The sequence below is a fragment of the Cronobacter sp. JZ38 genome (assembly GCF_008932145.1).
Classification (GTDB): Bacteria; Pseudomonadota; Gammaproteobacteria; order Enterobacterales; family Enterobacteriaceae; genus Cronobacter; species Cronobacter muytjensii.
In genome coordinates this window covers 1,213,997-1,230,988 of record NZ_CP017662.1, presented here as the reverse complement: position 1 = coordinate 1,230,988, position 16,992 = coordinate 1,213,997, and the positions used below count along the sequence as shown (strand labels likewise).

26 protein-coding genes are annotated in these 16,992 nt (G+C 51.1%); 7 read left to right on the top strand and 19 right to left on the bottom strand.

Features of this window, described 5'->3' with window-relative positions; translation table 11 throughout:
• Window positions 1–81: 81 nt before the first annotated feature.
• The 3 genes from BJP61_RS05860 to BJP61_RS05850 all read right to left on the bottom strand — a co-directional run bounded on the left by BJP61_RS05860 (window position 82) and on the right by BJP61_RS05850 (window position 1,377).
• Window positions 82–423 carry a hypothetical protein gene (locus tag BJP61_RS05860; protein ID WP_171997980.1) on the bottom strand — a complete coding sequence of 114 codons (342 nt, stop codon included), beginning with the start codon at window positions 421–423 and terminating at the stop codon, window positions 82–84.
• 63 nt (window positions 424–486) lie between these two features.
• Window positions 487–840: an HNH endonuclease signature motif containing protein gene (locus BJP61_RS05855; protein ID WP_171997979.1), complete on the bottom strand. Its 354-nt coding sequence runs from the start codon at window positions 838–840 to the stop codon at window positions 487–489.
• Window positions 841–1,125: 285 nt separating this feature from the next.
• Complete coding sequence (locus BJP61_RS05850) at window positions 1,126–1,377, bottom strand: bacteriocin immunity protein (RefSeq protein ID WP_038869378.1); 252 nt, start codon at window positions 1,375–1,377, stop codon at window positions 1,126–1,128.
• A gap of 322 nt (window positions 1,378–1,699) precedes the next feature.
• Between BJP61_RS05850 and BJP61_RS05845 the strand changes: the two genes are divergently transcribed.
• Window positions 1,700–2,068 carry a hypothetical protein gene (locus BJP61_RS05845; protein ID WP_171997978.1) on the top strand — a complete coding sequence of 123 codons (369 nt, stop codon included), beginning with the start codon at window positions 1,700–1,702 and terminating at the stop codon, window positions 2,066–2,068.
• A 618-nt stretch (window positions 2,069–2,686) separates the two neighbouring features.
• Here BJP61_RS05845 and BJP61_RS05840 read toward each other — a convergent pair.
• The 5 genes from BJP61_RS05840 to BJP61_RS05820 form a co-directional block, all read right to left on the bottom strand.
• Window positions 2,687–3,133, bottom strand: coding sequence for a hypothetical protein (locus tag BJP61_RS05840; RefSeq protein ID WP_032806384.1), 447 nt, complete (start codon window positions 3,131–3,133; stop codon window positions 2,687–2,689).
• A 252-nt stretch (window positions 3,134–3,385) separates the two neighbouring features.
• Complete coding sequence (locus BJP61_RS05835; RefSeq protein WP_171997977.1) at window positions 3,386–3,850, bottom strand: lysis protein; 465 nt, start codon at window positions 3,848–3,850, stop codon at window positions 3,386–3,388.
• Window positions 3,850–4,473, bottom strand: a complete 624-nt coding sequence (locus BJP61_RS05830) for a glycoside hydrolase family 19 protein (protein ID WP_171997976.1) — start codon at window positions 4,471–4,473, stop codon at window positions 3,850–3,852. The genes BJP61_RS05835 and BJP61_RS05830 overlap by 1 nt, the downstream gene beginning before the upstream one ends.
• Window positions 4,470–4,754: a phage holin family protein gene (locus BJP61_RS05825; RefSeq protein ID WP_007709085.1), complete on the bottom strand. Its 285-nt coding sequence runs from the start codon at window positions 4,752–4,754 to the stop codon at window positions 4,470–4,472. The genes BJP61_RS05830 and BJP61_RS05825 overlap by 4 nt, the downstream gene beginning before the upstream one ends.
• Complete coding sequence (locus tag BJP61_RS05820; protein WP_007747946.1) at window positions 4,741–5,121, bottom strand: phage holin family protein; 381 nt, start codon at window positions 5,119–5,121, stop codon at window positions 4,741–4,743. The genes BJP61_RS05825 and BJP61_RS05820 overlap by 14 nt, the downstream gene beginning before the upstream one ends.
• A 362-nt stretch (window positions 5,122–5,483) precedes the next feature.
• Between BJP61_RS05820 and BJP61_RS05815 the strand changes: the two genes are divergently transcribed.
• Both BJP61_RS05815 and BJP61_RS05810 read left to right on the top strand, forming a co-directional pair.
• On the top strand, window positions 5,484–6,365 hold the full coding sequence (locus tag BJP61_RS05815; protein WP_171997975.1) for a hypothetical protein: 882 nt from the start codon (window positions 5,484–5,486) through the stop codon (window positions 6,363–6,365).
• Between the two features lie 268 nt (window positions 6,366–6,633).
• Window positions 6,634–7,035: a hypothetical protein gene (locus tag BJP61_RS05810; RefSeq protein WP_171997974.1), complete on the top strand. Its 402-nt coding sequence runs from the start codon at window positions 6,634–6,636 to the stop codon at window positions 7,033–7,035.
• 32 nt (window positions 7,036–7,067) lie between these two features.
• Here the strand turns inward: BJP61_RS05810 and BJP61_RS05805 are convergent, their stop codons facing one another.
• The 11 genes from BJP61_RS05805 to BJP61_RS05755 all read right to left on the bottom strand — a co-directional run bounded on the left by BJP61_RS05805 (window position 7,068) and on the right by BJP61_RS05755 (window position 13,393).
• Window positions 7,068–7,442: an antiterminator Q family protein gene (locus tag BJP61_RS05805; protein ID WP_171997973.1), complete on the bottom strand. Its 375-nt coding sequence runs from the start codon at window positions 7,440–7,442 to the stop codon at window positions 7,068–7,070.
• A 21-nt stretch (window positions 7,443–7,463) separates the two neighbouring features.
• The gene (locus BJP61_RS05800) at window positions 7,464–8,513 is read right to left on the bottom strand and encodes a DUF968 domain-containing protein (RefSeq protein ID WP_171997972.1); all 1,050 of its coding nucleotides are present in this window, start codon (window positions 8,511–8,513) and stop codon (window positions 7,464–7,466) included.
• Window positions 8,510–9,235, bottom strand: coding sequence for a phage antirepressor KilAC domain-containing protein (locus BJP61_RS05795; RefSeq protein ID WP_171997971.1), 726 nt, complete (start codon window positions 9,233–9,235; stop codon window positions 8,510–8,512). Before BJP61_RS05795 ends, BJP61_RS05800 begins: the two co-directional genes overlap by 4 nt.
• A 15-nt stretch (window positions 9,236–9,250) precedes the next feature.
• Window positions 9,251–9,634, bottom strand: a complete 384-nt coding sequence (locus tag BJP61_RS05790; protein WP_171997970.1) for a RusA family crossover junction endodeoxyribonuclease — start codon at window positions 9,632–9,634, stop codon at window positions 9,251–9,253.
• The gene (locus BJP61_RS05785; RefSeq protein ID WP_171997969.1) at window positions 9,631–9,960 is read right to left on the bottom strand and encodes a LexA family transcriptional regulator; all 330 of its coding nucleotides are present in this window, start codon (window positions 9,958–9,960) and stop codon (window positions 9,631–9,633) included. Before BJP61_RS05785 ends, BJP61_RS05790 begins: the two co-directional genes overlap by 4 nt.
• Window positions 9,957–11,135, bottom strand: a complete 1,179-nt coding sequence (locus tag BJP61_RS05780) for a phage N-6-adenine-methyltransferase (RefSeq protein WP_171997968.1) — start codon at window positions 11,133–11,135, stop codon at window positions 9,957–9,959. The genes BJP61_RS05785 and BJP61_RS05780 overlap by 4 nt, the downstream gene beginning before the upstream one ends.
• Window positions 11,135–11,371, bottom strand: coding sequence for a PerC family transcriptional regulator (locus BJP61_RS05775; RefSeq protein ID WP_007747935.1), 237 nt, complete (start codon window positions 11,369–11,371; stop codon window positions 11,135–11,137). The genes BJP61_RS05780 and BJP61_RS05775 overlap by 1 nt, the downstream gene beginning before the upstream one ends.
• On the bottom strand, window positions 11,368–12,264 hold the full coding sequence (locus tag BJP61_RS05770; protein ID WP_171997967.1) for a conserved phage C-terminal domain-containing protein: 897 nt from the start codon (window positions 12,262–12,264) through the stop codon (window positions 11,368–11,370). Before BJP61_RS05770 ends, BJP61_RS05775 begins: the two co-directional genes overlap by 4 nt.
• Window positions 12,261–12,428 (bottom strand): DUF4222 domain-containing protein, encoded by a 168-nt coding sequence (locus tag BJP61_RS05765; protein WP_012124209.1) that lies wholly within the window; start codon window positions 12,426–12,428, stop codon window positions 12,261–12,263. The genes BJP61_RS05770 and BJP61_RS05765 overlap by 4 nt, the downstream gene beginning before the upstream one ends.
• 193 nt (window positions 12,429–12,621) lie before the next feature.
• Window positions 12,622–13,158 carry a YmfL family putative regulatory protein gene (locus tag BJP61_RS05760; RefSeq protein ID WP_075191886.1) on the bottom strand — a complete coding sequence of 179 codons (537 nt, stop codon included), beginning with the start codon at window positions 13,156–13,158 and terminating at the stop codon, window positions 12,622–12,624.
• Between the two features lie 25 nt (window positions 13,159–13,183).
• Window positions 13,184–13,393, bottom strand: coding sequence for a Cro/CI family transcriptional regulator (locus BJP61_RS05755; protein WP_024559345.1), 210 nt, complete (start codon window positions 13,391–13,393; stop codon window positions 13,184–13,186).
• 96 nt (window positions 13,394–13,489) lie between these two features.
• Here BJP61_RS05755 and BJP61_RS05750 point away from each other — a divergent pair, with 96 nt between their 5' ends.
• The 4 genes from BJP61_RS05750 to BJP61_RS05735 all read left to right on the top strand — a co-directional run bounded on the left by BJP61_RS05750 (window position 13,490) and on the right by BJP61_RS05735 (window position 16,812).
• Entirely contained in the window at window positions 13,490–14,137 is a 648-nt protein-coding gene (locus tag BJP61_RS05750) for a S24 family peptidase (RefSeq protein ID WP_024559346.1), read from the top strand.
• A gap of 541 nt (window positions 14,138–14,678) precedes the next feature.
• The gene (locus BJP61_RS05745; protein WP_071989756.1) at window positions 14,679–14,885 is read left to right on the top strand and encodes an excisionase; all 207 of its coding nucleotides are present in this window, start codon (window positions 14,679–14,681) and stop codon (window positions 14,883–14,885) included.
• Entirely contained in the window at window positions 14,846–16,036 is a 1,191-nt protein-coding gene (locus BJP61_RS05740; protein WP_171997966.1) for a site-specific integrase, read from the top strand. The genes BJP61_RS05745 and BJP61_RS05740 overlap by 40 nt, the downstream gene beginning before the upstream one ends.
• A gap of 374 nt (window positions 16,037–16,410) precedes the next feature.
• Window positions 16,411–16,812 (top strand): hypothetical protein, encoded by a 402-nt coding sequence (locus BJP61_RS05735; RefSeq protein WP_171997965.1) that lies wholly within the window; start codon window positions 16,411–16,413, stop codon window positions 16,810–16,812.
• The last annotated feature ends 180 nt before the right edge of the window (window positions 16,813–16,992 follow it).

Here is a 16,992-nt window from a genome sequence, read left to right as displayed (position 1 = left end):
ACCTGCGGCGGTGTGAAAAAGGGTTAGGCGGCGGTCCTTAGCGGGCAGGGCCCTGAACTTTTACACCGCCCTCCCTTGGTTTTATACGCTCTGAGTAAGCGTAACGATCGTAACTACCAACGCACCAAGGCAGCTCACCACTGTAACCAAAGCAATAACTGATACGTGCAAAGCTGCCCAAAAGCCTTTTTTTGCAATTCTGAATTTTCGAGACTCTTCAATCACATTTGTAATCCAATGACCAAGCAGAACCATACCGCACAAACCATAAATAATGGCCATGGGTATGCCAGCACCAGGATAACCACGCTTATCTGCCAGAATTACGATATATGTCATGGCGGCTATTAAGGTGACATAACTAGCCGTATCATTAACCATCCGAGTCATAAAAGCTGAAGCCTCGCCCCTTTGCAAAGACATACTTTTCTCCTTTTTTCTTAAATAAAGGAGAATAGTTATCTATCAGCAATAAAAAGAAAACTATTAATTCCTGGTATTTTCTCTGCCGGTTTTACGTTTGTGGCATGGCCAGCATAGCGCCTGAAGGTTGCTGTCGTCGTCTGCGCCACCATGAGCTTTCGGGATGATATGGTCGACCGTTTCTGCCGGTCGTGGCCTGCCGTTGCGCAGGCATTCCTGACAGATGTACCTGTCACGTTTAAGGATGCGGGCGCGGATGACGTCCCATTTATTGCCGTAACCGCGCTGGTGGCGGCTCAGCCCTCGCTGGTGCTGCTGCCAGCCTTCATTACGGTGAGCCTCGCAGTAACCCGAACGGTCTGTTGTAGTCCCGGCGCATCCGCGCTTGCGGCATGCTCGCGGGATAGCTGATGGCATACTGGTATGCTCCAATAAAAAAGCCACCAGCAAATGCTAGTGGCTCAAGACTGGAAGACTCTCGATTATTTAGCGCATGCTAAGCGCGAGTTCGACAGCCCTTTACGGTGCTGCCGTCCTACGGTTTTGCTTTGCTCATTGCTTTACCTATTGATTGAAGGACCAGCTTCGCGACGCTTAACATCGTGGCTAACCGTGTTGCAGTGGAGAGAGAACATCACAAGGCGACTCATGAATGCGTCTTGTGATGAAAGTAAAAAAGCCTCCCTAAGGAGGCCTTTTCACTTAGGACTTGAACCCGCTTTTACCGTTAGCTTTACGCCAGGTTTTAATTTCTTCGACGATGCCTTGGGGAGTGATATCTTCATCTTCATTGTAAAAAATCAGGTCCGAGCCTTCTGGATGTTCAGACAGAGTGCAAACATGCTCAATTAACTCGTCTTGATATGCTTCGCCACCCTGAGCGCTAAAGATCTCGCTCACAAGTTGGGTAAACTCTGCCTCAGTGTAGTCTTCAAATCTTGGTTTCAAATTCATCTTCGCCCCCTCACTTTGTGGTGAAGTGCATCTTACACGGTTTGCTCAGGCCCTACTCCATCTTCAGCACGTCAGCAGGTGCCAGCCAGGTATACCCCAGAGCCATCCTCTTGGGGAATGCCGACGAACCCATTGACCATCTCAGGTTGTGAGCATCTCATCAGTCCTATATGGGTTTCGCCTGATTTGGTTTTGACGGTGATGCGGTAGATGTCGTACATGGATAGTCTACTTTTCCGTTTGCTGGGATAGTGCCATTACGACAGGACTGCCCATTTCTTTGGCAATAATATATTATCTTTGCCAAAACCAAGGAGGTGGTATGCTTTCTTTTCTCAACACATTCAAGCGACTTATCAGTAATCAGCAAAAACAACAAGCCACAAAGCCAGAGCATTCAACAGAAGAACTTCTTCAATGGGCCACAGGCTGTATGCTCGAAGGCCTGCCAGATAATTTCTTTCAAGCCAGGCTGTTGTGCGTCCGGGAGCCTAACCCCCTGAATCCAGATGGTTGGATAGTGAATATGAATCACGAAGTGATGCATAGCGCTGCCTCAGAATACGAACGGTTTCAACCCGCTGATGACCTTTACCCTACGCAGTGCGTTGAAATCCTGCTTAATGGCAAGGAATGGCATAGCGCCAGTATTGTGTTCAATAAAGAAAAGACATCATTCAAATGGGAGTGAATATTTTCGAATCCAAATTGTGAACGAAACAAAAAACCGCCCGGAGGCGGTCTACAGACCCTCTTTTTTCTTGTCAGTGTACACCCTATAAACCCTGACAAATTCGCCGTTCACTTCTGCATCTATTTTTGTGTAAGCGTATTCATAACCCCACGCCTTAAGCTCTTTCTTCGCTCTATTTTATTGAGCAGCCATGAAGTGAGGGTCTTTGATTTCGGTATATGAATATGTCCCAACAACAAAATCCTTGCTGGGCCGACCGTTAGTTAATTGCATTATTATTACTCCGAATTTGAGGTGGAGTAATAAGATATCATAGCTGGTCATCATCAGGCGCACTCGTAAATGCGCCTTGTGATGGTAACTTTGGTAGTAATAAGGCGGCGAATCAGTCTGGCATCTTCGCGCTCCAAACAGACCATATTTCTGGATTGGCAGACATACGGCATATTTTCTCTCAATCTAAACCATTACTTACCCACCCGTTATTTTTGTGTACAAATTATCCTTAAGCTTGATTAAAGCTAATTCCTGCACCTGATACCAGGAATAAAAAGCACCCTATATAATCCACTGAAGATATAGAGTGCTTACTTTCAAAATTATTCTATTTGAAAATTAATCCTTCCATTTTTCAATTATGACGCTCACAGAGCCAGAATCATCCTGACGTACCCAGTCTTCTAAGAACAGATTAAACGCGCCTCCTTGTGGAAAGGCATGCATTTGAGATGAAGCTTTAAGACCGTCATTATTCAGACCATAATAACTCACAGCAGCGGTTTTATCTGTGGTGGTCGTACGATCATAGGTCATTAGTGCAGCGGATTTAGATTTCGTATTTCCCGCTTGGCCAGTGGCAAAGTCAACTCCAGCTGAAGCCGGGTCAATACGGAAGCGATAAACGCCTGAAGGCACACTTGTTTCACTGTAAACACTACCTCCGGGAATTGTATTAGTATAACCATCCAATACAACGGTTTTATAAGGCTGCCAGTCAGCCATAGCTGAAAAAGATGCGATCACAGAAACAGCTACGATTGAGGCTTTAACAATTTTCATCATAATTTATTTTCCTTAAGAGAGTTAATCAAAACCTTATTTATATCTTTTGAAAGGCTCGGATTATTGTTTGCGCTTGCGAAGCGCATAAAAAAGCCCCGCATTAGCGAGGCCGATATTGCTTTTTTGCTGATGGTGAATCTTCTTGGGGGTTGTCATGGTCGCAGGCTTCGCTATTCCTCACGGAATTGCTTGCCCACTTACGGCTTACCCGTCAGCAAGATTGCGATTACCATCCTTACGGGGTAACACAATTTATTTGAGGCATTGCTGCCGGATGTAGTCCTGCAGATAGTTAACCTGTTTGGTCACTGTTTCGATTCCATCCCTGAGGGTGAAATAATCCCGTTGAGCGGAGTTTGTAAGTCTGGCGGTGGCAGCATCGCCCACGCCGCTGGTGCCGGGTGCTCCGTTCGCGGGACAGGTGGCGTTGAGCTGCAACCGCTTACGGCCAGCAGCAACATCGTGCTCAAGCTGAGCAATATTCTTCTGAGCATCCGCTAAGTCCTTCGTATATTTCGCATCAAGAGCCGCTACGTCGCGCTGACGGCGCTGCATAATCTCAATGTCATCTTTAGCCAGTTTTAATTCACGATTAACTTTGGTTAAAGATGCCTCGGCTTTTGTGAGCGAGGCCCGATAATTAAGCGCGATAATTATGACGGCAACGAAAAGCAATGGCTTCCACCATGCCCGGACAAAGCCCCATAACGAAGCCATCAGAGCACCTGGCGCGCTGCCGCATAGCGGGCCTGTCTGTCTTCCAGACCGTTCTGCCCGCCGTTAATAATCTGCGTAACGCGCAGCAAGTCGCCCGGATATTTCAGGCAGCCTTTGCTGGCATAGAACCATGCCGCAGAGCGTGCAGCGCTGGCCTCCTCCGAAAGCAGCTGCGGCGTGCTCACAAGGTCGAGTTTCAGCGCGGTGCCGCAGTCGCGGTAATTTTCGAGGCCGGTAATCTGGATTAAACCGCGACCGCGATATTTCCAGCCATCACCCGAGGCGTTATTACCGAGGCGCTTGCTGTAAACCAGATTGGCGATCGCCCGCCGACGCTCAAGGGGCAACACCTTTTCATACGTGCGGCGGCCCAGCATGTTGGCCTGCTCCTGGGTTAGCCGGCCAGCCCGGACAAAACCGTTCAGCCCTGCGATGCTGTAGTTGAAGCTCTCCACCAGCCTAGTGAATCCGGTGCTTTCATGGCCGACCTGCGCAATGAACATTGTCTGATCGACCGGCGCAGTGATGCCGTACTCTCGCATCGCCGCATCAATGTGCGGAAACCAGCGCGCAGCTAAGCTGGCGCTTAAACCAGCCGCCTGCTGAAATTGTTGTTGGTTCATTCGGGCCTCAGCACCTGAAACAGGCGCGCCACGTTGCCCCGGGCACGGAACACGGCGGCGCAGATGATTAAGTTGATGATGACCGACGCCCAGTGTGTGTGGACGTAAAAGTCGAAGGCGTAGCGAAACGGCACCGAGGCATACGCCAGAATAATCAGATATGCCAGCCACGATGCCCACCAGCGGTGACGGGCACCGGGCTTGCGGAACAGCATCAGCCTCAACACAATGGCCGAGCACGTCGCCACGTTGGTCAGTACCAGCGGATCACTTATTACCATTGGCTCCCCCTCTCCACCGCTGGAACCACTGCGCAGGGTCTTGCTGGCTGGCGAACGTCAGGATTTTAATCGTCAGCGCAGAGAGGATAACGGCCCCCAGTGCATCAAGCGGCTTGTCGCTGTATTCCGTCCAGCTGGCAAGTTTGGAGCCCACCAGCCCCGCACCGTAAACGCCAGCGATGTACGAAACAACAAAATAGGCTGCGCGCCGGATCAGGGTCAGGTCTGCCGCGGTGGCAACATAAAAGACCGCACCGGCAAACGCGCCAAAAATTACGCCGTAATCTGTGCCGGTCAGCAGTCCATAGATGCTTGCACCAGTAAGCGCAGCCCCTGCCGCGACAGTTCCCGAAACCGGATCGGACATGTAGCCCCCTCTATTGCTGTGCATCCTCTCTAAAGAGGGGAAAGGAAAAGAATCATCAAGTTCTGAGATAAGTTATGCCAAACGGCACTACAGCTACCTCTGAAGGACTTTGCGGTTGGATTTCATCAAGCGTGGCGCGGGAATAAAAAAGGCCGCCAATAGGCAGCCTAAAATGAAAAAACCCCGCCCAAGCGAGGTTTGAACTTCTGTTAAGTGCGTGTCTAAGTGACCACTCTTAACAGGTTACAGCACATTTTGCGGACCGCACTAATGATTTCTGTTTTTTTTCGCGTTAAATTCGTAGCTCACCACATACAGCTACTTATAACTTTAAGCTCAAAAGCGTGCATAACAGGATAGTTATGAAAAAAACCACCTCTTTCAAAGTCTTTTATGATGCTGATGATGAAGAACTTTCAAAGCATTCGATCGATGCTCAAGTTTTGGCAAAATCAATACTTTCAATGACTAACCTTATTGAAAAAGCTGATGACATTCTTAATGATGGTAATAAATCCGTAAAGGTTTTAGTGACAAATCCGGCAGTGGCTGGTTCATTAGGCGTGGCTTATACAATCGTAGAGCTGTTACCTGCAGCAGTGAGTGTCTTGAAAACAATTGGCATAACAGGGGCGGCAGGCGCAGCTGTTCATGCAACAGCCCTTTCCTTAATCCGACAGTTGGGAAGTAGAAAGGTTATTTCTGTAACTAAAAGAACTGGAACAGATGAAGCTGTTCTTGAGCTTGATGGTGAAGACATAGTCTGTCCGGCTTCAGTAGCTGCCCTCGTAACAGAGCCAACTATCCGGGATGCGCTAATTTCTGTTGTACAAGCACCTTTAGAGGGTAAAGATTCTCCAGTTTTCAAGATTGTTGATGATAATAACAATGAACTGATACGGCTTGAGGGTGAGCAAACTGAAGAAATAAAACCTCTTCCACGCGGTACGCTATTGACGAAAGAGGTTGAAACTAAAGACGTAAACGTCAAGTTCACCCAAGTAAACTTTCATAGTGAAAAAGGATGGCGTATGGAGTATCAGGATGAAGAGCATTCTGTACTACTTACAGACTATGAGTTTTTAGCTAAAGTAAGGCAAGCTGAAGGAACAATCACCAGTGAAGACCTTTTCTCAGTAACATTGGAAACAACGAAGACTAAGTCAGCTCGTGGTATGACACAAAAATTTGTGATAAAGAGAGTGATACGTCATCGTGTTGCTCAAGGCAATAAACTAATTTAATTAGATAAATCATAATGATACAGCATCAACTTTTACAAATCGTTTTTTGGTTGGGGGTAATAGTCAGCCTCCCGACCTTTTATCGCTTTGTGTATGCTGGATCAGCTTTGCTTTGGCGTCATCTTTTCCCGACGCGAAAAGTTGAAATACGGATGCTTGATTCAGAGCGGCGTCCTCTTAAGACTGTAGTCATAAAGATAGATGGTAGCGACGGGAAAAGGATTATTGACCTTATTGAAGAAGCCAGCACCAAAGGTTCAGCCAAGTCATGAGCGAAGAGAAAAAAAATATTCTCAGCGAGAACAAAGGGCTAACTACTGGTGGTCTTGGTGCTGTTCTGACAACATTAGTTCCTCTGTTTGCTCCGGAACCTACAAGTGAATGGCGCCCTCTTCTTTACGCTTTAGCTCCTCTTGTTTCAGCTTTTTTGACCTATGTAATGGTTTGGGTTATCAACCGCCATGGACTAGAGTCCCCTGCTGAGGCAGCCCTACGTAACAAACTTAACAGAGACCTCAAAAGTATTGAGAAGCAACTCGACAGCCCGCATTTAACAGAAAAATTTCGTAAAGAGCTACTCAGAGATCATGAGAACACCGTGAGAGAACTTGTTAACATTGGGAAAAGGACATCTGTTAGTTCTGTTCCTAAAAACACACCCGAAGAATAAATGAAATAATCCATTTATTCTTCATAAAGTGATTAATTAAATATCTCATCCATATCAAGCTGTATTTCAAGCATAGCCAAACAACCATCAATAAAACCTTCAGCCATTTGCATTTCTATACGTATCAGCTTTTCATCTTTTTTACGTTCACGCGCTATGCTGCGTTTTGATACCCCATAAAGATAGTGAACAACGAGCAGTGAATGCTCATAGGGTTTATGTCGTTTTAGCCTGGCAAGACATCCTTCGATAATAAGAGCGTCATTATCAGTACATGAAAGACGCGATTTGCTAGTTTGAGGTAATAATCCTTTGAATCCTGCAGCAACTCGCGAATAATCCACACCTGAATTATCGTTTGCTGCCCATCCGCCCCATAACTCTAAAACTTTTTGAATATCGCGCATCACTCTCTCCACAGAGTTAAATTAACCAAGAACGCCGATCGCGAGCGCCCTGTCTAAAAAACGAAAAATCAGCTCGAGCTGTGAGCCATATTTTTCTTCGAATGCCACGGTGTCCCGATGGAGCTCGTCGTGATGCCTTCTGCACAAAGGCAATACGAAAAGGTCATGGGCTTTGGTACCCATCCCGCCCTGCCCGTGGCCGATCAGGTGGTGGGGATCGTCTGCCCGCTGGTTGCAGCATGCGCAAGGCTGCTGCTTAACCCAGCGGGTGTATTTCTCGTTTTCCCAGCGGCGGCGCTTTGGCCGGAGCATGTAACTTTCAGGCGACTCAGGGTCGATTGTCAGCGCAACCACCCGCATCTGTTGCTCGTGCGGCTTGTCGCAGTTCATTAGCGTCTTCACGGCACCAGCACGCTGTGCTTTCGTCTGTACTATTTCAGCGGCCGACGGTCCCGGAACAATATCGCTTTCACGCGACACGCCCTGCACTGGCAAAGGCGGAAGGCGCAGCGCGCGGCGCGCCACGCTGTCCGGCAGCGCATCTGTGATATCCATTCTGACAGCCCACCAGCACAACTCCGGCAGAGTCAGCTCGTGGGTATCGTTAAAGGCAAGGGCTCCGCTCGCGACGCTGATAATCCAGGCTATCACATTGGAACGGGCAATTGCTGACAGGCGCTCAGTAAAATGTTCGGCCAGCTGATTATCACAGTGCCAGCACAGTCGCAGCGCGCCGGGCTCATGCCGCATCGTGGTCAGCTCATGGTGATGGTACTCACTGTGCGGCCACTGGCAGCCGCCCTGCTGCTTCATCAGCCAGTGCTCCAGCCCAGTGATGCCACCAGCAGCCCGGATCACCCGCTCATCAGTAAAGAAGACCTGCAGTCCTTCGTCATCGGCCAGGGGCTGGTGCGCCGGCGGCACCGCGCCGCTCGGGAAACGCACCATGCTTTCTGGCTGAACCTCCACCAGCACGCGCCCGTTTGCAAATATGGGCATCAGTTCAGGGCCGGGGCGCAGCAGCACGATACCCATTCCGCGCGCTATTTCCGGTGTTAAAAGAGCTCTCACGCTGCGTTCCCCTTCGCTACATGCTCAGCCCACAGCCCACCTATCCACTTAATCCCCTTAGCTGTGAAACGCGCCTGGCTGAACGCGTGGTTGGATGTGGTGGAGGTGCCCGTTTTCACCTCGAATCGTCCGGCATCAATATGCTGGTGGCGCGGCGTCAGTACTCCTCCGAGGCGGTACATAATCTCGTTGTCGATCAGGAACAGGCGGAAATCCGTCTCTTTGGCTTTTAACAGCTTTGCCACCTGACGGAATGAGAGCGAACCGCTGGCGGTGCAGTAGCGATCCACAAACTCCACCTTTGGCGCCGCGGCGGCGAGTTCCTGTGCCAGCCTTTCCTTTTGCTCGGCCAGATCCGCAGCAAGGCGCAGTGCCTCCGGCAGGGACCGCGGCACGCCCGGCTGCTGGCTGCTCTCCAGTTCCTGCCAGCGATCAACCAGGCGCGCGGTAAATTCAGGACATAACTGTGCCACGATGACATAGCTGTCACGCTTGTTAACCAGATAGTGGTGGTATTCCTGCCTGTTCTGCGGGTGGGTGTACGGCAATGCCGTATACCCTTCAATGACGCTTTTCTTCATTAACCGCTCAATGGCGGTGCACACGTCGGTATGACGTGAACCTACAAGCGAGGCTATTTCCCGGCTGGACATAAAAAGCTCCTGACCTGCCAGCGCCGCATGATGCTTGGGGCAAACTGAAATCGGGTTTGTCTGGTTCATACGTTTCTCCATCTTTCAGGCGGCTGCACCCGCCACAAAGTTACTGATTGTGATTTCCACCTTCCCTTTGCTGGTTACCGGGCCCCATTCCACCAGCATCTTTTTCACCTGGCTGTCGTCCTCCCAGACATGGGCCAGCGTCAGCGCATCGAAAAGTGCCTTCAGATAGTTATCCAGATCGCGGCGTTTCCGGTCAGGCGGGTAAAGCACCACCTCCACTACCAGCAGGCTGGTGACAGGCTTGGGTATGCGCCGAAGTTGCTCAACAACTGCCGCTGCGGCATTGCTCTGATATTTGCGCCCGTCGGCGCTAACGAGATGACGGCCTTTTAGCGGCCCCTTAGTCGGGGCGCGCCAGTAGCTGTTAACGCTGGGGGGAAAAGGCAGGGTCAGCTTCATGCAATGGCACCCCGCGCTTTCAGGAAAGCCACCGCGCTATCGCGCGATTTGGCTTCACCTTCTACCATCGCACGCAGCAGAGAAACCGCTTCATCCTCTTTGGCAATGCCTTTGATGATGATGCCGCGGGCGACGCCTTTTGATAACGATATGGCGCCTTTCTTCTCCAGCTTACGCAGCATATCGGTCGCAGCGTTGGGTGAAGCGGCCCCCATAAGCTGGGCCAATTCTTTCTGTGTCGGCGGGTAACCGTTTCGTCGCTGGAAATCTGAGAGCATATCCAGCACCTCCTGCTGGCGGGCGGTTAAAGCAGAGGCAGAATTCATGCCGCTTTCTCCCGCGCGCCAGCCATTTCGCGAACGGAGGCTCTAAGCTGCCGGATATTCCGCCAGTGTGCGGTGTCAATTGCCCCGACAACCAGCAGAACCTCATCCATCGCCAGGCCATGCTGCTCTTCAGCTTCGCGAGCGACCGTCGCAAGCCGTTCGTGCATGTCTTTCCGCTCCGCATCGTCCTGAAAGACAAAATCATGGAGGGCCATAAAAGCACGCAGCTTCACGCCGTTGTGATGCTCTTTAATCAGCGACTGCGCGCGCGAAATGACGTCTGCGGTCACCGTCACCAGCATCGGGCTTTCCATAGAATCCGCGGCCCAGCTGTGAGCAAAGCGGGATTCATGAAAGGCATACGTCTCTTTGCTGCCGAATGCCGCGCATGCACAGGCCCATACCTCAACGCCGCTTCGCTCCAGGATGTCGGCTGCTGTCAGTGGCAACTCTGTTTCAGCAGCCTGCAGTTGCTGCTCAGTTTCTGAATGCAGATCTGTTTCATCCTCATCGGGTTCCTGGCGGTTACTCATCAGCAGGCGTTCAGCCTGACGGCGTATCTGTGCAATAAACGCGTCGCCGTGCGCTTCCAGCTCGTTACGGCTGATGTAGCTCATTGCCGGGCCGCGCCAGGTCTTATCGAATACCGCAATAGCACCCGCAAAAAACGCGCCGGACGGGATCTGCTTTTCGTCTTTAGGGACGAACCATGACGGAAGATCGAAACCGATGCGTCCACGAATAAAGGCAATGTGATCCGCGTCTTCCGGCCACCAGACCTCGCTGGTGGCCGCCTTAATCAAAAAGACGTACCGCCCGCCTTTTTCCCGCATCGCGCTGGCGTGCTGCATGATGTAACGCATGCCGGTGATGTACTCCCCATCATGCTTGGACGCGCGGCTGTACGGCGGGTTGCCGAACGCGGCGCCGTTGAGTTCGGCCAGACGCGCGGACCAGTCCTGCGTCAGCGCGTTATCTTCGGCGGTGTAATAAGCCTCACATTTGGCGTTCTCGCCATCAGAGAACAGGTCCAGTACGAGCGGGCCGAACATAGCGTTGATGCCCCAAAAAATATTGTCCGGCGTACGCCACTGATCGCCGACTTCCTTAAGTTCGTGAGCCGGTTTGCTGCGCAGCGCCGCCAGCGCCTGGTTATAAACATTCAACGGGTGCATCACAGTTCCCCCACATAGTTACCGGCCAGATAGCAACGGCCTTCCACGTAACCGACGCGGTTGCTCATCTTCAGGCACTGGGTACGCTTCTTCGCCAGCCGTTCGCGGTCCCGGTTACTCTTCGAGGCATCGAACGCAGCCAGGTAGGCATGTGCGGCGCGGCGCCACAGATTCTGTCTTTCCAGCTGGCAGGCCAGCTCTTCAAAAACTTCGTGTTTCAGCTTCTCGTTTGTCATGATCTGAACCCCTCCGGGACCTGGCTGTAATCAACACCGGCATAGCTGGCTTTAAATGCGCTGTCGTCGCGCTGCACATTGCGCTGCTTCCACTGCTGGCGGGGCGGGCGTCCGCGCTCTTTCCAGCGGGTAGCGCTCAGCAGGTAGCCTTCAAGCTTGCTCGGGACGAACAGCGTCTGCGGGCGCATGTAGTCGTACATTTCAGTGTCGTGCCAGTGCTCGTGCTTGTAGTCGACAACGAGCTGCAGGTCGTCCACCGAATGACCTTCGCGAAGCCGGGCCCGGATGTTCTCCAGTGAGGATTTCGAGTTCTGGTAACGCGCGCCGGTGACCAGATTCAGGTGCTTCAGCACAGCAATCGCTTTATCGGTGATCAGCTGCTCAGCGTCGGGTTGCCGGGCAACCTGACAAGAAGTTTTTTTATCTGACGGTTCTTGTTTTGAAGTTACTGACGGATCGTGTCCAGATTCTGGACCCTGAGAAGCCCGGTTATTGCGGTTTTCCGGACGTTCAGATTCTGGACGTCTAGCTTCTGAACCTTCGGATTCTGAACGTTCAGATTCTGAATGTTCAGAAACTGGACCCTGAGAATAAGCACCGGCAGCCGCCTGGCGCAGGCGCGCCACATTCAGCGTGTAGATGTTGGTACCGCTGCGCTGGCCCTGACGACGTTCTTTACGGGTCAGCCATCCGTCACGCTCAAGCTCACCAACCGCGGTAATAACGGTGCTGCGACCGGCGCCAATCTGGCGCGCTATGGTGTCGACGCTGGGCCAGCTGATACCTTCATCGCTGGAGAAATCAGCCAGGCGCGCCAGGATCAGCAGCTTCGTGCCTTTGATTCCGGCACTCGCGCAGCCATCCCACACGTACGCTGATAACTTAACGCTCATGTATCCACCCTTTTGAACTTCTCGCGGAACCGCTCAACAGGCTGCATGCAGTCGTGCGGGTAACCCGCGCGCCGGAAGATAACCTGTCGTTTTTCGGGGTCGTAACCGGTGACGTGGACTTCAGTTCCCCGCCAGTCGCGGTATCGTCTGTTGAGTTCCTGCACGCGAAAGTCTCCGCCTGGCGATTAAACTCCCCTACCATCTGCTGAGCGAGCTGGTAGCTGACGGGCACACAGTGGCCTGATACTCTCACTGCATACCGGTACTGCACCGGACCGGCTCCGCCCGGTACCGGCAGCGCAATAAGTTGCGACCTGCGGTAACGTGTTGTTAAACTGTTCATGCGTAGTTTCTCCACTATTGAAAAGACGCGCCCGACGCCTCGAGCTGCACACTCGGGGCGTCACCTTTTCTGGTGCTCATAAACACTTCTACTGCCTGGTCTGAAACCCCATATAGCGCCATAAAGCCCATGAATCCGTGGAACTGGTGGCGAATGGTCTTGCGAAACAACTCAGAGAGCTTTTTGCGTTCATGACGGTCAATTACCCCATCCTCAGCCGCTTCAATCTGCGCCTGCGCCAGTTGGCCTTTCGCCGCGCTGGTTTTCATGTCGATTGCGAACAGGTCCACGTTGTCCATGCTTTCCGGCTTCGGAACGTCCACCAGCAGTTTGCCGACGCGCGCCGCGGCATATTCCGCCAGCATTGATACGCCGGACAGGTCCTCCATGCGCTCAAGTTCGGCGAGCGTGAAGAAGCGGCTGCCGCATTTCTGGTACATGTGGTTATGAAAGGTGTCGATGCTCATGCCGAGATCGGCAGCCATCCCGAGACGACCGGCGGGATGCGCCTTACACATCGCGCTTATTGCTGCTTTGATGTTGTCTACCATCTTGTTTGTCCTTTGGTAGTTACGGCTAAGCCGCTTTTTCATTACGCTTTTGATAAAGCGAAGCGTCGTATTTGAGCTTTCCTTTGGTACGAGCAGCAGCTTCTGCTGCGCGACCTTTCGGGATTAATTGCCCGGGTCTTGTACGCCATTGATAAAAAGCTTCTGGCGACACTCCAAAAAACTCAGCAGCCTTGTTCGGTGAGCCAAAATACTGCTCAAGTTCAGTCGTGGTCATAGCGTCCTCCTAAGAATATTTAGATATTATTATCTAATCTTTTTTAGGTCAATAAAAACTAAGATTACTTAGGTTTTCATTTCTAAGGGTTGAATCGTGGGAACACTTGGCACGCGGTTAAAGGAATTAAGGAAGCAAAGAAAGCTTACCCAAGGCCAGCTCGGTAAAGCGCTCGGGGTTTCAGATGTGACGGTTGGATACTGGGAAAGGGATTTGAACGTGCCAGGCGGTAAATCGCTAACAAAGCTCGCTCAATACCTTGGTGTAAGTGAAGGGTTTCTCTTGTACGGTCGGGAAGATGAAGCTAACGTTGGACCTGCACCTGTTGCCGCGCAACAAATCCCGATCATTAGCTATGTCCAGGCTGGGGCCTGGTCAGCTGAGTGCGACGCCAGAAATCTTGATGGAACGGTGGATTATATTTTGACGTCAGAGTTTCATTCTCGTTGCACCTTTGCCCTCAAGGTCAAAGGAAAATCTATGGAACCCGATTTTGTTGAAGGCGATGTAATCATCGTAGATCCCGAATTACGCCCCGGCCCAGGCGATTACGTTGTCGCTAAGAATGGCGGTGACGAAGCCACATTTAAGAAGTATCGAGCACGCGGAGTCAGCGAATCCGGCGAAGAAATATTTGAACTCGTGCCGCTCAACGAAGACTACGCTGTCAGAAATTCTGCTAAAGAAAAAATTCATATCGTCGGGGTGGTTGTCGAACACCGACGGATGATGCGCCGCAAGTAATTCCTTCCCCACCTCAGAAAATCTAAATTAGTTTAGGTTTTCTGCTTGACCTTCCATCTAAGTTATTTTAGATTTCAATAAATGAAAGCGAACAGGCAGGACGCCCACGAATTAGCCGCCGGTGGCGCATGAATGACCGGATGATTCGCGCAGTATTCATAAAACCAAGCCGTAAGACTCTTTGTGGCGGGCCTTTCTTCCCCGATGTCACGGTCCCGCCAATTTTTTACGCAACACACAAGAGCATCACCGGGCGACGGGCTCATAACCCAATCCACCCAGGCGGCACTCCTAACCGCAGGTGCTCTTCTGTGTTGTGTGGAGAAACTACCCGGCGGCCAGTGCAGATGGCCGCCCCCTTTCACGGGAGTGAATAAAACCTGTTTAAACAGACTTACCCCATTTCGCATAGGTGGGGTTGCTACAACAAAAAGACAACGCGGCAACTAAAGCCATCAGCAAATGGATGCCAGCGGCGAGATGCGATGTATGCGTTTTTGACCAGAAATAGCCGGGTGCAGCCGGTATTAGTGGAGGAATTATGCTGAACCTCGATTGTGTTCCGATCTCAACTTATTGCAAAGAAACTGGCGAGACACCTGATGCCATCACCAAACGTGTGCAACGTGGCGTTTGGCGTGAAGGCGTTCAAGTGCTGAAGGTGGAAGGCGTTAAGGAAAGATGGATTGATCTTAATGAGGTTGCTAAATGGGCAAGACAGAGCTGCCAAAGCTCCCGCGCGGCGTGACCGTAAGAAAGCATAGCCAGGGAGAGACAATTAATATTACTTTCACCTATAGAGGAGTTAAGTGCCGTGAGCCGCTCTCTAATCTTGAGGTGAACAGTAAGAACCTTAAATACGCCGAGCGAACCCTCGGCGAAATTTATAATAATATTGAGCGCGGGACGTTCGTCTACGCTGAATACTTCCCGCGATCAGCGCGCCTGAAGATATTCGGAAATGCAGCGGCTGGTAAAACCGTCAAGATGTACCTGGACGAGTATATTGGCATTTGTGAAACACGAAAATTATCACCTTCAACTATCGGCGGTTATAAAAAATGCCGTAGCGCGCTGGCAGCCCTTCATTCATTGCCTGCAAGCGAGCTTACGCCGGCAGCAATGAAAGCATGGATCCAAAGCCGCACCACCACGCTAAAAACAATTCGTAATCAACTTTCTTTCCTGCGCTCAGCGCTTGATGAGGCTGTAACAGATGGCGTGCTCCAACTCAACCCGGTATCACTTGTAACTGCATCTCGGTATCAAAGCGATAAATCGACTGCTGACAGCGACTATATTGTCGATCCACTTTCACCAGCAGAAATAGATGCCCTCCTATCCTCTGCCGGTAATAAGCAGTGGGAAAATCTGTTTATGTTCGCTATCCAGACAGGTTTACGCAGTTCAGAATTATGCGCGCTGCGCTGGCGCGATATCGACTTCATTGGGAAGACTGCGCATGTTCAGAACGCGAGTGTAGTTGGCGTTATTAAGGGGACAAAAACAAAGGCAGGCACACGCAAAGTAGAACTTAACGATGTGGCTATGGCAGTGCTGGCGAATCAGAAAGCTTTCACCTTCATGAAAGATGCGACTATTTTTGAGGATCCCAAAACGAATAAGCCGTGGGCAAGCGCAGATGCGATCCGCAAAAAAGCCTGGGTACCAACTTTGCGTAAAGCGGGGATTAGGTACCGTAACCCATACCAGACCCGGCATACATTTGCGACACGCCACATCAGCCAGGGCGCCAACCTTTTCTGGCTTGCCGGGCAGATGGGCCACAAGGGACCGGAGATGCTCTTCAGGCACTACGGATCTTATTTGAAAGAGTACGACGGAAACACTGAGCGAAGACCTCTACTTGCCAGCGGCGGGACACGAAAGGAGCCGTAAAGGAGCCGCGAGTATTTTGATAGAAATTTAATTAATATTTATTAATGACTTAAAAAAATTCGGACACGGGTTCAACTCCCGCCAGCCCAAAATTCTCCATCGGTGATTACCAGAGTCATCCGATGAAGTCCTGAGAGCCCGCACGGCACAAGCCTTGCGGGCTTTTTTGTGTCTGTAGCGTATTCGATCATATCCTGGGCTGCTAACAGGTACCCGTCTCTACAGCATCATGCACAAGAACAAGTTGCACGCCGCGCTTCTTCTTGCGCCGTTTCAGCGCCTGTTATCCGCCGCACCTTGATTTTTTACGGCTTGCCCTCTCATCCTAAATTCCCCACCATACCTGGACGTCACTCATCACGCAGAAAAACCCTATGCACCTTACAGACGCTGAAATCGCCAGCCGGGTTCCTGTCTGGTATGCCCTGTCGGAGATTTTTACCGGGCGAGAATTACAGGACTACGATTATCGGTGGATGGCGCAGGTGCTAAAAGAAACCAGTAAAAGCCGTGAAGAGATTTTGACTATTCTCGATGAAGAGGTCGCGCCAACCTTGCAGGTTAACCTTCTGCATAGTCCAGCTCCTGTCATGCAAGGCTGGTCAGAGGAAAATGTAAAACTGATGGTGATGGAATATGTCGCGAGAAAGCCGACGTTGATTGAGCGAATGCTTCCTGCCCGTTTTCTGTTAAAGCGGCGTCGGAAATATATTCAGCATGATGTCGACAGGCTTTGCGCTGAGCTGGATGCGCTGAGAAACGGGGATTGCCTGTAACCGAAAACAGACGCCAGCGCAGAGGCTCTAAGCGATGTCCTGAAATCTTTCGTCAAGAAACGCCCCCGACGGGTCTGCCGGTATAAGACCATCAAAAAATACCCAATAACACACACCAGTGCATGGCCGGGTTTGGCAACAGCAAAAATATTTATACGGGTTGTGAATAACGCAAAACAT